At 35.7% G+C, this 16074-nt stretch carries 12 protein-coding genes; 3 read left to right on the plus strand and 9 right to left on the minus strand.

From position 1 onward, the window contains the following. Nucleotides 1–9 precede the first annotated feature (9 nt). On the minus strand, nucleotides 10–891 hold the full coding sequence (miaA, locus tag HMPREF9013_RS01900) for a tRNA (adenosine(37)-N6)-dimethylallyltransferase MiaA (protein ID WP_006626680.1): 882 nt from the start codon (nucleotides 889–891) through the stop codon (nucleotides 10–12). Then, entirely contained in the window at nucleotides 888–2621 is a 1734-nt protein-coding gene (gene mutL / locus HMPREF9013_RS01905; RefSeq protein WP_006626681.1) for a DNA mismatch repair endonuclease MutL, read from the minus strand. Before mutL ends, miaA begins: the two co-directional genes overlap by 4 nt. 29 nt (nucleotides 2622–2650) lie before the next feature. Here mutL and HMPREF9013_RS01910 point away from each other — a divergent pair, with 29 nt between their 5' ends. After that, a complete protein-coding gene (locus HMPREF9013_RS01910; RefSeq protein ID WP_006626682.1) occupies nucleotides 2651–3247 on the plus strand; it encodes an IMPACT family protein in 597 nt (198 codons plus the stop codon). 27 nt (nucleotides 3248–3274) lie between these two features. On the opposite strand, the gene HMPREF9013_RS01915 is transcribed toward HMPREF9013_RS01910, so the two are convergent. Together HMPREF9013_RS01915 and HMPREF9013_RS01920 are read right to left on the minus strand one after the other, a co-directional pair. After that, on the minus strand, nucleotides 3275–7114 hold the full coding sequence (locus HMPREF9013_RS01915; RefSeq protein WP_006626683.1) for a polysaccharide lyase 8 family protein: 3840 nt from the start codon (nucleotides 7112–7114) through the stop codon (nucleotides 3275–3277). Nucleotides 7115–7229: 115 nt separating this feature from the next. Next, nucleotides 7230–8045 (minus strand): glycoside hydrolase family 25 protein, encoded by an 816-nt coding sequence (locus HMPREF9013_RS01920; RefSeq protein ID WP_006626684.1) that lies wholly within the window; start codon nucleotides 8043–8045, stop codon nucleotides 7230–7232. Nucleotides 8046–8139: 94 nt separating this feature from the next. On the opposite strand from HMPREF9013_RS01920, the gene HMPREF9013_RS01925 reads away from it, so the two are divergent. Next, complete coding sequence (locus HMPREF9013_RS01925) at nucleotides 8140–8772, plus strand: zinc ribbon domain-containing protein (protein WP_006626685.1); 633 nt, start codon at nucleotides 8140–8142, stop codon at nucleotides 8770–8772. 408 nt (nucleotides 8773–9180) lie between these two features. Further along, nucleotides 9181–9843 (plus strand): SdpI family protein, encoded by a 663-nt coding sequence (locus HMPREF9013_RS01930; protein WP_006626687.1) that lies wholly within the window; start codon nucleotides 9181–9183, stop codon nucleotides 9841–9843. A gap of 194 nt (nucleotides 9844–10037) precedes the next feature. On the opposite strand, the gene HMPREF9013_RS01935 is transcribed toward HMPREF9013_RS01930, so the two are convergent. The 5 genes from HMPREF9013_RS01935 to HMPREF9013_RS01955 all read right to left on the minus strand — a co-directional run bounded on the left by HMPREF9013_RS01935 (nucleotide 10038) and on the right by HMPREF9013_RS01955 (nucleotide 16037). Then, on the minus strand, nucleotides 10038–11180 hold the full coding sequence (locus HMPREF9013_RS01935; protein WP_006626688.1) for a toxic anion resistance protein: 1143 nt from the start codon (nucleotides 11178–11180) through the stop codon (nucleotides 10038–10040). 42 nt (nucleotides 11181–11222) lie between these two features. Beyond that, nucleotides 11223–11933, minus strand: coding sequence for an SGNH/GDSL hydrolase family protein (locus HMPREF9013_RS01940; protein WP_006626689.1), 711 nt, complete (start codon nucleotides 11931–11933; stop codon nucleotides 11223–11225). Then, nucleotides 11930–12973, minus strand: a complete 1044-nt coding sequence (locus HMPREF9013_RS01945) for an acyltransferase family protein (RefSeq protein WP_156780617.1) — start codon at nucleotides 12971–12973, stop codon at nucleotides 11930–11932. The genes HMPREF9013_RS01940 and HMPREF9013_RS01945 overlap by 4 nt, the downstream gene beginning before the upstream one ends. Nucleotides 12974–13192: 219 nt before the next feature. After that, complete coding sequence (locus tag HMPREF9013_RS01950; RefSeq protein WP_006626691.1) at nucleotides 13193–15145, minus strand: AAA family ATPase; 1953 nt, start codon at nucleotides 15143–15145, stop codon at nucleotides 13193–13195. After that, a complete protein-coding gene (locus HMPREF9013_RS01955; RefSeq protein WP_006626692.1) occupies nucleotides 15135–16037 on the minus strand; it encodes a hypothetical protein in 903 nt (300 codons plus the stop codon). The genes HMPREF9013_RS01950 and HMPREF9013_RS01955 overlap by 11 nt, the downstream gene beginning before the upstream one ends. Nucleotides 16038–16074: the final 37 nt, after the last annotated feature.

The raw sequence follows: 16074 nt of genomic DNA on the forward strand, positions 1-16074 counted from the left end.
TACCTTATTTTAACCAAACCATTTCTTTAATTTCGCAATGACTTTTTCCTCCTCTGATAAAGAAATCCAGTTCACCGGCACTTGGTGATGAAACCATGTGTATTGTCTTTTCGCAAAATGACGACTATTTTTTTGAATTAAATACTTAGTTTGATCCAATGTTTGTTCCCCATAAAAATAGTCTTTCCATTCTCGATATCCAATACCCTTCATGGCTTGATCCTCAAAAGTAGATCCATGTTCTAATAACCATTTCACTTCTTTTGCCAAACCAGCCTCAATCATTTTTTCCACTCGTGTATTAATACGTTGGTATAACACCTTTCGATCCCAATCAATTCCAAGCCAACAAACATCGTAGATTGGTTTCTTTTCTTGTCGATCCACCAGTGTACTTTGTGGAACACCGGATTGTTCATAAATAGTTAAACTTCTTTCCAACCTTTGCCGATTATTCGGATGAATTTTTTCACACTGTTTCGGATCCACTTCTTTTAATTTCTGATATAGTTCCTGATTAGAAAATTGAGAATAATCAAAACGGGCTATTTCTTCTTTCGGAAAATCATAGTCATATAACGCTGCCTTCAAATATAATCCTGTCCCTCCGCAAAAGAGAATTGGCTTATTGGTTGTCTCAATAATTTCTCGTGAGAGACTTTGAAATTCCTTCACACTATATTGATCTCTCGGATTTTTAATATCAATCAAATGATGAATCACTCCATCCATTTCTTTGAATGATACCTTCCCTGATCCAATGTCAAAGCCTCGATACACTTGAATGGAATCTCCTGAAATGATTTCCGCCCCCAGTTTTTTTGCTAAGCGAATAGCCAAATCGCTCTTCCCCGAAGCCGTTGGGCCAACAATCGCAACAATCTTTCTCATCGGTAAAATTCCTTTACCAATTCTTTTTCTTTTAAGAAGATGATCGTTGGTCGACCATGTGGACAATGATAAGGATTTTCACATGTATATAACTGACGAACCACTTCTTTCATCTCTTCTACGGTTAAACTACGATTAAAGCGAATCGAATGATGACAAGCCAATGTCGCAATGTGTTTTCTCTCTAAACGAGTATATTTAATTTCCTGATCATTCTTAAATCCATCTAAAACATCTTGCAAGAAAGGCTCCATCTCTAATTCTTTTAACCATATCGGAATGGTTCGAAGCACAAAAGAATTTTCTCCAAAAGGTTCTAAAGTAATGTGTAAATCTTTCAAAGCTTCATTAACTTCTTGTACTCGCTCGACAACGGTGCGATCACTATGCAACATCATCGGCACCAGTAAATCTTGCATTGAAGGATTTTGATTGAGTTTCTGAACATATTCCTCAAAATGAACGCGTTCTTGCGCCGCATGTTGATCCAAGATAGCCAATCCTTCCTCATACGCACAAAGAATAAATTTATCATGAAGTTGACCAATCACTTGCATTTGTGGCAAAGTGGTTTTTCTTTCTTCATAGATAGGTTCTTCTTGTTTGGGAAATGTAAACGATTCTTGTGCCGTTGGTTGTGAATTCCATTCCACTTTATTTTCTTGAATCGGTGTTTTTAAATCCATTTGCGTTTGGGTATAATAAACCTCCTGCCTAGACACACCGGTCTCTATTTCTGGTGCCAAGCGATCTCCCATTAGTGCTTTTCGAATACCATTTTCAATTAATGCTTCTAAATTAGCCAATTTGGATAAGCGAATTTCCCATTTACTAGGATGCACATTCACATCTATCAAATGTGGATCTAATTCCATAGATAAAACCACAATCGGATAGCGTCCCTTCACTATAAAATCCTCATAGCCATGTTGAACGGCTTGATCCAAACGGTATTGACGTACCATTCTCCCATTGAAAAATAAATGAATATGGTTTCTCGCCGATCTTGTGATTAATGGTTTTACCCCATAGCCACGTACGTAAAAATCTTGATCACGAAACTCAAAAGGAACCAAATTTTCTGCAACCGATCGTCCATAAACCAAGAAAATCACTTCTTTCAAATTTCCTGAACCTGTCGTTTGAAAACTTACCTTATCATCAGAAATAAAGGTAAATGAAATCTCCGGATACGCCAAAGCAAACTTATGAATCACACTCAACACAAGGCTGGTTTCATAAGCAGCGGAACGCATATGTTTTAATCGAGCCGGTGTCTGGTAAAATAAGCCTTCCACCGTAATGTCCGTTCCTTGATTTGCCGGATAAGATTCTATAGCCTTTTGTATGCCGTATTGAATCATAATACGATGCCCTTTTTCTCCATTGTGACTAATCAAACTCACTTTAGAAACAGAGGCGATGGATGGTAAAGCTTCCCCTCGAAATCCCAAAGAATGGATGGACCAAAGATCTGCTTCTTTAAAAATCTTTGATGTCGCATGTCTTTTGAAACAATTCACCACATCTTCTTTATCCATTCCAATACCGTTATCTTCCACCCGTATTCTTTGGATTCCACCTTCTTCAATACTGATTTTAATTTTGGTGCTTTGTGCATCAATCGCATTTTCAATAAGTTCTTTAACAACGCCACTAGGTCGTTCTACCACTTCCCCGGCCGCAATCATATTTGCGATATGTGCCTCTAACTGTTTTATTCTTGCCATAAGTACATTTATTATACAATAATTAAACTATGCAAGTGAAAGGAAGAAGTGAATACGAAGTAGTCATTAAAAAATCTCGTTTTATCGCTGTCGTTCAACCGGTTCAACATTTAGAAGACGTTCAGGAAAAAATAGCGGCTTTACGTAAAGAACATCCCAATGCAAGCCATGTGTGTTATGGCTATCAAGTCGGTCAATTCATGAAAAGTAGTGATGACCATGAGCCAAGCGGTACCGCCGGTATCCCCATTCTGGAATCTCTTCGTTATGCGGATTTAGAAAATACTTTGGTTTGTGTAGTTCGTTATTTTGGTGGGATTAAATTAGGAGCCGGTGGCTTGATACGAGCTTATCGTTCTACCGCCAGCATGGCTTTAGAAAAAGCTCCTAAAATTAAATTGATATTGTATTATCACTTTTCAATGCAATATCCTTATGAACTATCCAATCGCTTAGATCCTTGGCTTTATCAAAACAAAACAAACCCAACTTTCCAATATGGTGATCAAGTGTATTGTGAATTTGATTTCCCAAAACAAAATATTTCCCAAGAAATACAAGATCTAAGTCAAGGAAAAGCGACTCTTAAATTACTAACCATTCAAAAAAAGGAAGTGGATGTTTAATCATTCACTTCCTTCTTTAAAGAGAGATTATCTCGATACTTTAAAGCGATATTTCATAGCCAAGAACAAACTCCATAATCCAATCGACATAAAGCCAATTAACAACACCCATGTATTTGAATCCGAGGTCTTTACATTGACTCGGCGTTGCATAAAGAAACTTTGACTAACCTCACCATCTTCCGCCACGATCTTGATGGTGTGATTTCCTTGTTTCAAAGTCTTCACATACTCTTTCTTCAATTGAATGATCGTACTACCTTCTTTAGCTAAATACTGATCTTTCGATAATAGAACACCATCTATGAAAACATCCTTAAACTTAGCGAAAGGAATGCTCACTCGAATTCGATAAGATTTCTCTAACTCGTTTTCTAAAACTCGGTAGCGGACCGGCTTTGTTGAATTTTCGATTTTTTCTTCTTTCATGGAAATTGGATTATAATAGCTTCCATTTCCATTCAATAAAGCATAAACACCCTTTTGATTTACTTTGACATCACCAAATGTTTCCGGAGTCGTATCGTATTTCACAATACCGTAACTCTTTTGACGACGATCATACACCACTTGTGTTTCTTTCGTGTTTTTCACCAGTTGAATTGGATGATCTTTGACCATCTTAAAGAAATCTTCTTTTGTAACGGATGGAATTGTCGAATAAGCATAATGATCTATATTTTTATGCGGAATCACGAATTGATAGAATGTGTTTTTATGAACCGTCTTATCTTCCCCATTTACTTCTCGAATATCATACCACTTACCGCTTTGTTCAGACTTTGATAATTCAAGAGTGGTCGGTGTTAAGAAATGATAACCAATATTTGTTTTCTTATCCCCGGTATCCACAAAGACAGATTGTACATTTTGAATGGTTTTCTTTCCATGATCCAAATCCACCAATTGTCCATTCACGTAAAACCGATAATTTTTCTTAGGATCTAGCTTACGTTGATCAACAGTCGTATGACTATCTTTCTTTGAAATAGCACTACCCACCGAAACAATCTGATCATCACAAATAAACCAAGCTTTATGAGCTTTAAGAGATTTTAATTGATTTTCAAAATCCATCGCTACAGTTCCATAAGATTCACCCGCTTTAGTAGCCCCTACAAAAGCAGAAGACATCGTTGATCCGATTTCCTTTGGTTTTCTAACTTCACGATCTAAAACCGTTGTCCCCGGTAAGTGATATGGATCCACTGTTGGCCAATAGTGTTGGCTATAGTGAGCAATATCTCCATTATAAAGATACGTCATACCATCTGCCGTATACCATGCCTTACGGTTTTCATTATTCATCATCTCAAAATTTAATGTGCGACTGGAATGCATGGAAATACCGAAACCAAAGTCCTTCTTAGCGTTATAATACGCTACTTTATCCATGTGATTGAATAAGGATAATTTCGTTATTCTTTGTATCGTGGAAACGTTTTTATCTTTTAACAATTTTTCCACATTCGCTATATCGCCATAACTCTTCAAATTATCACTAATTTTATAGAACGTATCTTCTTTTAAAATGGTTTTCACTTCTGATTTTAATGATCTCTGATAATCCTGATCAAATACGCCGAAAACACGCACAATTCCACGTAGCACTTCCACACTCGTGACATGGTCTTCACTACCGGATCGACTGATTGAACGTCCACGGCTCATATCCATCAGTTCATTATGAACGATGAGTGGTAAGAAAGATTTATCAATCCAATGACGAACCACCGCTAATTTTTCTTTCGGAAGTGGTGATTTAGAGGCTTGGATCACCGGTAATAATTGAGAGAATCCGTCCATTAAAACATTTCCATAAGCCCCTGTATACGCTACATTAGTATGATCAATATAGGAACCGTCTTGATAGAAGCCTTCCCCTTTCTTAACAATTGAAAAGACCTTTTGAATCGCTTGAACCGTCTCTTTGACTTCTTGATCATCTTTTCTTAATAAACCGGAAATAATTTTAACACGACCCATATCAATCAAATTACCCCCAAGGGCTTCAAACGGATCGTTCTGTGTCACACGGAACCGTGTTGAATCCGGCACAAAGTGTTCAATGCCATCGGTATAGTTTTTAATTTCTTCTTTCGAAAAATATTGGTGCATGAGGGAAAGGGTATTATTAATCGCTCTAGGAGCTCCTATTTCATAATCCCACCAGTTTCCAATCACATGAGCTTTTCTATTGTAAACATTAGTACACAACCATTCCATACCCTCTCTAACCAGGCGAACAGCTTTTGGATCTTGGTAATACTTAGACTTCGGATTGGTAATTTGTTTAGCAATGGTTTCTAAATATCTAAAGCTGGTTGTCAATGTTCTAGAACGTTCGTATTCTTTCGCCTCTTCCCATAAGTAAGTTCGATTCGCCTCTTTTTTCATTTCTCTCAAATAGGTTTCACTATTGGTTTCCAAGCTGGTAAACAAAGACTTCATAGCAGGATTATTTTCATCATAAGACCGGTTACCGACAATGATTTCATTCCATTGATCTAATAATCGATCGTATTCATCCGCAACCGGCTTTGTAATATGAACAGAAATCGTGGCAATCGTTTTCCCTTTTTCTTGGACTTCCAATTTAGAAACACCCATTTTATTAGCTTTGATCATGCCCTCATGAACGCTTATGGTATCATTTAACGCTTTATAGTGATAGTTTTCATTTCTCAACGTATAAATCTTATCTAATGGAAAAGAAATTTCCTTCTCCAATTCTCGATTGACATCTTTCGGAGAAAAAGGTTTCTTAGAACCCACTTCCTTAAACTCCACCTCTTTGAAAAGAACGGTTCCACTACCTTTTTCATAAAATAATTCCAAACGGATGAATTGAGTCAAGCTTAACGGACTATAGTTAATCTTTAATTCTTGCCACCCTTGGCTGGTTCCCGTTAGAGTATTAGAACTAACCGAATTCACCTGCTCCTCTTTTCCTTGTGCATTTTTCCGTTTTTCTAAAATTCTTAATTTTGCAACACCTTGTTTCTGATTCAGTTTTACTTTAACGGTTAATTGATAATTCTTCGTATTATCTACATGAGGAATATCTTGATACACACAAGAACGAAAATTTTTTGCAGAAGAGATGGTTAATTCATGTTGATCATTCACAAACATTTGAGCCCCATCCGTTTTTTGATATTCTCTTGGAACCCATGCTGTCCAATGTTTCGCAGCTTTCCCCGTCCAAGGAGCTTTTCCATCTTCCGTTTCTTGAAATTTTGGATTTTTGATCCATTCTTTTGTTGGAAGTGGAGCAACTTCTTCTAATTTCACCTCATCCACAAAGACTTCTCCTGTCCCTGTTTCATAAATCAATTCCAATTTCACCGTATCCACATGTTGACCCGGTTGATAATCAAACACAATTTCTTTCCAGGCTTGGTCTTTATATACATGTTGAGTTTGCAATGCTTTACTGGTAGAAAATGTTGTCTCCCCTTTTTTTCTTTCTTGAATTCGCGCATAGAAAAAACTGATTTTATTTTTTGTATGAACGCGATAACTTAGACGATACCTCTTCGTATCATCAATTTTCTTATCCATTGTTTGATGAACTACAGCTCTTAAAGTGTCTTTTGCCTCTAAATGCAATTGACCCTCTTTCACTTCAATGGTATATGTATTTTTCTTAGTTTGATTTTTATCCACCCAAACCGACCAATCCTTAGCCGCTTGACCTGTCCATTGACCATTTTTCTGAATGGTTGTTTCAAAATTCCCATTCTGGATCAAGGAAGTGTTTGGATCTTGTGCTTGCACCACCAGAGATCCCGGTATAGCAAGGAATAATGATAAGGTCAGTAATATAGCCTTCACCATGGATTGAATCCCCTTTTTCGTCTTCATTTGCCCTCCATCTAGTAATCGATTATATTAGTAAACCGATTTACTAATATTACTTTATCATGAAACGAATCATCTGTAAATAAAGCGTTTTCAATAGAAAAATCCGACCATTTTCTTATTTCCGAATCAATTGAAGATTTAAATCAACATAGCGATTAATTCCATTAATTCTTCCTCTATGACTATATTGCCAGAATTGAAATTGATAAGGATACTTCACCACTTGATCATACTCCGCCACCCAAACAGGATATTTTTGTATCACATCCAATTGATACATGTTCGCAAAAATTTTTGTACTGGAATACGTCATGGCTTTATACCCATTCTGCTGAATGTTCTTGATAAAGGCGACAGCTTGTTTTGTTCTATCCTCTTTTGTCAATAAACCAATCCGTTGTCTTTTAGCTTCTGGCACAGTTTCTAAATCATACACAATAGGTAAGCTGATTGAATAGGAACGAATCCTTTTCAACACAAAATCCGCTTCTTCTTTCGCTTCTTTTTCATTAATGGCTTGGGAAAAGAAATACACCCCAACAGAAATATTTTGTTTCAAAGCTTCCTCTATGTTGTAACGAAAAGTCGTATCTTCATGAAGACCACCATTTTGATACCCCCGATATCCCAATCGGATATACGCAAATTGAACTCCGGCTTTCTTCACCTTTGACCAATCAATTCTCCCCTGATGAGAAGACACATCAATACCAAAACGAGAATAATAACGGGAATCTTCATATCGGTAAATCATCTTTGATCGATCTAAATGCGACCAATGATAGTCGTGAGCATATGGCTTTGTTATACCCTTATTGTCATTTGAATTCTTCCAAAAAGACCAACCCCAAACTGTCACTAACAAAAAAGAGACTCCGATGATCACCCTCATTCTCTTCTTCCATGTTTTACGAATTTTTCTTTTTTTCATTGTTTTTATTATACGAGATAAATCTTGTCATGGTTATAAAAGTCTCGCAAAGCTCTTTATATGGTATGATAAGTTCGTTCAAAGGAGGATTACCATGTTTTGTCCAAATTGTGGAAAACCGATTGAAAAAGAAAATTCAAAATATTGTTCTTATTGCGGCAAGCCTCTTCGGCTTTTCGCTGATGAAAAAAAAGATACTTCAACCATTGAAATCCATTTTGAAGAACTGAAGCCGATTTTTTCCGTCCTTCTTCACCCTATGGAAAGGTTAGCGTTTAATCAATTTGTATCTGTTTTTATTTTGTTTTTATCAGGTCTTTTGATGTGGTGGTGCTTTCAATATATAAATTTCACAGATCATCAACTTTTTCTTCTGTTTGTTAGTTTTTTAGTCGTATTTGCTTCATATGCCATCAACACCTTATTCCTTCAGTTTTTTGGAAAAACCAAATATAACTCCACGGAACTTGTCTCCACACTAACTTATTTACATGTCATACCCTGTTTTACTTTACTATTGATAGACCTTTGTGGCCTGATGCCCCTTGGTTTTCTAATGATGATCATTGGCATGATCGGTTACTTTGTCTACCTCTTTCAATTGCTCTCCTTACTAAAAGATTCTTTCCGAAGTTATCTGGGAGCTTTATTACTGGTAGCCGGTATACTTGCTTTGATGGTTATCATCTATATCAGTAACCCCTCTTTGATTCCTACTTCACTATAATACTAAAGAAACACCATGCTCTTTATCTGAAGATGAGTGGTGTTTTTTAGATTATTTCTAAGCTAGTGGCCTCTACTAACGACATCACAAGAGTCATGGCACAAAAAGAACACTCAACTATTAAAAAATATTTCAAATAGATCACGAAGTGTTCTATCATGCCCATGAAAGATATTTATCCACATTAACAGATGATTATGGAAGAAATAGTTTGATGGAATTAAAGGCAAAGAAAATAGATTTTGGAGATTTAGAAATGTCTCCTTAAACCTTATCTTATCATTTATCAAAGCCGAAAAAAGCCGATTTCATATACGAAACAACGTATACAATTTCATTTTTATGAGTTAAATTTATCCGTTTTAGACAAAATAATTATATGGATTCCTGATTTGAAAGGAGGAAAAGATGAAGTATCAAAAATTATTTTATATACTGATGTTTTCACCATTGGTAGTCAGTGTTATTGCGTTATGCTTCTTGCCTGATTTCATACCGGCTCATTATAATCTTAAAAATACTGTCGATCGATGGGGAAGCAAATATGAACTATTAATTTTTCCGATTATCACCATTTTATTTGGACAATTCCTATTGTTACTGGGAAAAATAGCCAAAAAGCAGAAGACACAAGGAAATAACAATGAAAAAATGAGTCTTATTATTGGGAATTGTTCATTATTGATCTTTAATATCTTCTCTGGAACCATGATTTATTCAAGTGTGACTAAAGCAGAAAATCTATCCTTTTTTTCTCTTGAATTTGGACAAATGATATTCCTTATCATGGGTGTGGTTTTCATCATCCTCGGTAATATCATGCCAAAATTGAAGATGAATAGTGTCCTGGGATTTCGTACAAAATGGAGTATGAAAAGCGATGAGGTGTGGAAAAAATGTCAAAAAGTATCGGGTATGACCACTAGGATATCCGGTATCGTGATCATGATACTTAGTTTTCATTTCCATCATTCAACATTACCTACTTTAGTGGTCATCACGATGTTATTATCATTGATGATTGACATACTATATAGTTACCAAGTAGCCAAATCAAAAACAATACTTTAAATGTTAAACCGTCAATCACCAAGGAATCATTGTGTAAAAGATGGCTGATTGCAACTTTTGAATCCTCTGGGACGCTCCTTATCATAAATGACGATTTTTTAAGCGTCCTTTTTTATATTATACTCATCACTTTTTTAAAAAAGTGAATCTGTAACAGGTTCTTGATCAAATAAAAGGGCTCTTCTTCAAGCCCTTTATTTCCTTTGTTCTAATAGTTTAGCACTTAATTGATTTTCAATACGACGCAATTCCATTTCAGCTGCTTCTCGCTTTTCATGGCCTTCCTTTTGGATAGTTAAAACTTCATCCAAGGTTTGAATCAATTCTTCATTAGTATGTTGTAACGTTTCTAAATCCACAATGCCACGTTCACTTTCCCTAGCCGTATCCACCGTTGCTTGATGCAAAGTCTCTGCATTTTTCTTTAATAAGACATTCGTCATTTCAGATACTTCCCGTTGTGCTTCTAAAGCTTTTTTGGAATGATGAATCCCTAGAGAAAGCACTATTTGGTTTTTCCACAGCGGAATTGTATTGACTAAAGTTGATTGAATTTTTTCTGTCATCACCGTGTCATTATTTTGAACCAACCGAATTTGAGGCGCCATCTGAACTGAAACCTGACGAGTCAATTCAAGGTCATGAAGTTTCTTTTCAAAGCGAATAATCGCTTGCTCTAAATCATTCGCTCTTTGTGCATCTTCCGGCAATCCGGAAGCTTGTGCTTTTTCTCTTAATGGTGGCAAGTCTTCCTTTCTGACTTCTTGTAATTTTCGACGACCGGCTAAGATATACATATCCAATTCTTTGATATTTTCTTGATTCCTCACATACAGCTCATCCAACATTGAAATATCTTTCATTAACGTGATTTGATGATCCTCTAATACATTAGCGATCTTACTAACGTTCTTTTCCGCATCTTCATATCGAACCACTATTTTTTCTTTTCCTCGGCCAAATAACTCTGCAAAAAATCCTTTTTTCTCTTCTGCATAACCAGTATCTTTTAATTGTGTTACTAAGTTTCCTAATAAATGACCAATTTCTCCTAAATCTTTCGTTTTAACATTCTTTAATGTGGATTCCGAAAAATCACTGATTTTCTTTTGAGCAGATGAACCATATTGAAGAATCGTTGTAGCATCTTCAATATTGATCTTTTTAGAAAAGTCACTGATCATTTGTTTTTCTTTCTCATTTAATTGATCTTCCGAAATTGGATCTTGAAGCAATTCTTTTTCCTCAGTGACTTCTGTTTTATCCTCTTTTTCTTCCAATGTTGGTGTTAACGTTAATGTCACTTCTGATTGTTGTCTTTCTAACTTTTCACTCATATTTATACCTTCTTACTCTCTTAGTATAACTTAAAAAGAGCCTCAAGAAAGACTCTTTAGAATAAAATCTACATACTCTTTAACCCCTTGGGGCTTTAGATGAATTCCATCTGCATAAAACCATTCTTTATGATTTTTAGCGTGTGTATACCAATCAATCAATTCCACATGGTTATTTTTATTGGCAATCGCTTGAATGGTTGCGTTCGATTTATCCGTCCATTTCATTGGTCCATACACATTAACCCAATAAATTTTCCTTTTTTTACCTAGGGCATGAATGACATTTTGCCCAACCTCCATGGAAAAAGGACTGTTTGTTCCTAATCCAATCACCACCGTCTCACCAAGATTTCCCTTGCTTGCTAAACTTTTGATAATTTTGGTAGCGTCCCAAACCTGACGTGATTCTTTTGCATCAATGATAGCTTCCGGTAAAGCTTCTTGCAAAGCGGAAGCAGATCCAAGCATGACAGAATCTCCAATAAAACTGATGGATTTCAAGTTATTTTTTTCTTTGGAACTCATCTTACTATACGCTTGAGACGCATGAATTTTACCCTCTTGCGTTTCCACAGTTGCCTTTTTTTCTTTCAAAGCTTCTTCTTGTTGACGAAGACTTTGTTTCAAGGTTTTTGCGTCTTCTTCTTTTTTATTCGTTGCTGTAAATACCGCAAAAACACCCACCATGAGAATGATCATAACCAGTGACCAAACGATGAATTTCACTTGTGCTTTTGTAGGCTTTTTCATGACCTTTCTTCCCCCTTTCCAAATAAAACATACATGATCTCTTCCAAAAAACCATGCGAATAATAAGCGAAAAACCAAATACCGACAATCATCACCACCCCTGCTAAAGGCAGTTCATCTAAATGTCGATATTGAAAGAAGAATACAATCGGATATTGCCATAAATACACTTCATAGCTGCATTTTGCTATCAATTTTAAAACAGGAATATCCAAATATTTCCCAATTCCAACTGTTTTTGCCGTGATAAAACGAATCAGTTCCACCGAAACCAAAGAGCTAACCAGCAAGCCAACACGGTACGTCCATTCACTTTGACCATTCATAAAGAAAACCATCAGAGCAAAAAGAAACACCAAAAGAAGTCCATATAGCCTAGGAGACAATAAGAATTTTTCTTGATAATCACTGTACCATTGCCAACAAGCCAAAGAAACCCCTAAAAACAAGGAGGATGCTCGACTAATAAAACCATAATACGCCATCATCACATGACCGGTTTGATAAGTAAATTGAATGGTAATGACACTAATGAAAGCTAGCCCCAGCCAAAAATAATTTGCTTCTCGTTTCCATTTTGTTTTTTTCAAAAATTGATAAACTCTTAACAACCAAGGCCATATAAAATAGAACTGCATTTCTATCGCAATTGCCCATAAATGAGTATATGGAGAAGTATTTACGGATTTTGTAAAATAATCTGCGTTTTGTCCGATCTGGTAGTAGTTATTATAACCAAAAAGAATGGATAAAATTTCTTTTTTACGACCATCTAAAATCATGGGATCCATCAACCAATAAATACCAGCACTAAAGAAAATCACCACCATCAAAGCCGGATAAATTCTCTTTAACCGTTTTAGATAATAATTTTTAATAGAGAACTTTCTTTCTTCAACCGACTTGAAACTTGTCCATGCGACCAAATAACCGGAAAGAGTAAAAAACAAAGAAACACCTACGAAACCACCAGGAAATTGACTTGGGAAAACATGATAAAGAAGGATCAATACCATCGCTAAAGCTCGCAATCCATCCATCCCTAAAATCCTCTTTGGTGTTATTTTTTTATACCCTTTTTCCTCCACCAGATCCCCCTAACTTATGTGTACTAATATACCATACTTCAAAACTTCTTTTAGAGTGAAAAAGTTAATTTTTTGATAATTCTTTCTATTTTATTTTTATATCTCCATGAAACGCTTAAAAAGCCATATTCTTAAAAGAGTATGGCTTCTTAACCTATATTACCCAAAATTCTATTTATCTAACGCAAAATCTTCTAAACAAAGTTGATCCATGGAAGCTGCTTTTTCTTTTAATAGACGAGTGGCTTGATTGACAATCGCTTTTTCCACTAAATTACGAGCCAAACGACCATTTCCATTCGTATCCACAGACGCAAAATATTGAACCAATGCTTTTCGAACCGTTTCATCCCAATGATACCCTTGTTTTAAAGCTTCCAAGACCGCAATCTTTTCTAACTCTTCCGGCGTGTAATCTTTGAAATGAAATTGATTTGGAAAACGGGAAGCCAATCCGGAATTAGCCGTCAAAAATTCCTTCATTTCCTTCTCATATCCCGCTAAGATCACCACCAAATCTCCCCGATGATCTTCCATACTTTTAACAATCGTATCAATCGCTTCTAATCCAAATGAATCCTGTTCTCCACGATATAAAGAATACGCTTCATCAATAAAAAGAACACCACCCCTGGCCTTTTGAATAACCGATTTTGTTAAGGGAGCGGTTTGCCCCACATATTTCGCCACCAGATCCGAACGTGTAACCTCGATTAATTGCCCCTCTTGCAATAAACCAATATTCTTGAGATATTGACCCAATAAACGAGCAATCATTGTCTTACCGGTACCTGGATTTCCCATAAATAACATGTGCATTGAAATAGGATTCACCGGTAACCCTTGTTCTTCTCTTCTTCTTTGCGCTAAAAATAAGGCTTGATAAGAACGAATCTTTTCCTTAACTTCTTCTAAACCAATGATGTTTGAAAAGGACTCTTCAATTTGAGAGAGTATTTCTTGTTCATGGATAGGTTCATAAAAAACAATTTCTGTTTGATCCACTCGAGCCGTTAAGCGCTGATCATGAACTTCTACCATAGCCTTACGCCCCTTCAGGTCCTGTTTTAAAGCCAAATCTTCTAGCTTTTGACGGAAAATCAAAAGCCACTGTTTCAGACCTTCCTTTCCTTCATTTTGCTTGTAATGATCCAACATATAGACCTTGCTTTCTTTTTGAAAGGTCAATTCAAATCCGAAATTCAAGCGTGCCTGTTCTTGAATATCTCTTAGATATTCTTCTAAAACTCGCTGTAATACATCCCTATTTAAAGATTGATATTCAATACAATCCACCATCTTAGCCTGCGCTTCCGGTTTCCATAAAGAGAGGAATTTCTTTAATGATAAATCCGTTAAAAAGATCAGGTATTTTTTAGAAACCGCTAAATGATCCACACTTTCTTTAACAAGTCCGGATTGATTTTCAACCAATATCCCTTCTTTTAAAACATAACGTTTATGAAACGGAAGTGAGCCATTCGTCAAATATTCCTCTATTCGGCGAATATAGTAAGGATCTGCTTCCTCTGCTTTTTCAAAAACCAAAAAAGAACCCCGTCCCTCATTAGCTTGATATAAGTCTTGTAAAAACACTTGCTCATTTGAACTATCTTGATATCTGGATAAATCTACTTTTCTAAAACTATTGGACAAAAAAACAGATTTTTCTTTTAAGATATCCAATAAAGCAACCAAGGACTCTCTTTTCCCAACACCCTTAGGGCCAGTTAATACCACCACATTTTGAATTCCTTCACGCTTTTGTAAGAAAGGCCGACGAATCGCTTGAATTAACTGTGCAACAGCCTCTTTTTGTCCCCACACTTTTTCATTCAATTCTTTTTCAATTTGAACAAAATCAATCTCCGCCACTTCTTTTTGAGCTTCCCGAAAAGAATTTTGCCCATAATCACGATGGATCTCTTTTTCCAATTGCTCTAGATCTACCTGATTTTGATCATAGATTTTTTGATTTTGCTTGTGGAGAATCTCATTTAATTGATCTAAGGCTTCTTGATTATTCTTTAATGTCTTTTGAACATCATCTCTTTGTTCATAAGCTCTTTTTTTCCCAAAAACCTCTTTCCAAAGTCTTTCTTTTTCTTCCGTTCTATTTTTCATGTTTCATAGACTCCATTCTTCCATCATTGGTTAAACCATCTTTCTTTAAAATAGCCTCCAAAGTAGACATATCTGCATTTAATTCCATGAAATCTTCATCATTCATATTTGAAATCATATTTTCCATCGCTTCATTTACCAAAGAAACCGTTCTAATAAGCTTGTCTTTAGAACCATCATAATCATCGTTCATTTTAGAAACTTGAACTTTCGCAAACTTCTCTAAGATACTGATGAGATACGGAAGGTAATATTCATACAGTTTTCTTAATTTATCTTTGCTTTCCGGAAAACTTTTTTCTAATTCTTCCACCTGAAGTAATAAGGCTCTTGTCTTATACAAAGCTTCTTTCACTTCCGGATCTTGAATCGAAGTATTTAAGTCATCAATTCTTTCCACAAAGCGATTTTCCTTTTCTTCGTGTTTCGTCACTTGTACATCAATCACATTATCATCTGCTGACACGGTTTTCGCTCTTACCATCATTTCTTGAAGAAGAGCAGCGTATTTTTCCGGTTGATTATTTTTGAAATTTTGAAAATGATCGACATAGCCATTAGACTCGTAAACATCTAAACTATCCAATCCTTGATATTCTCGATTTTTTAAACGCAGTTCATACCCCTGATCCATTTGAAGTGTTGCTTCATATCGAAACCACTTTTTTAAATAATCATTTAATTGAGCGTATTCTTGAATGGAGTATTTTCTCTCACGACGATATTCTTTTTTTCTCGTCACCATTCCAGCCGTTTTAAAAATACGACCGATAATACCTAAAATCAACCCAATAAAAACAAGGAATAAAATAGGATTAAACAAGGATAGTAAAATTCGAAATAATATACCAATCACCAATAGATTTCCAAATAGTTTCAATAGTTTTTCCATACTGATACTTTATCTCATTTTTCCTTTTTTTCATCCT

The organism is Bulleidia extructa W1219, assembly GCF_000177375.1.
GTDB lineage: Bacteria > Bacillota_I > Bacilli_A > Erysipelotrichales > Erysipelotrichaceae > Bulleidia > Bulleidia extructa.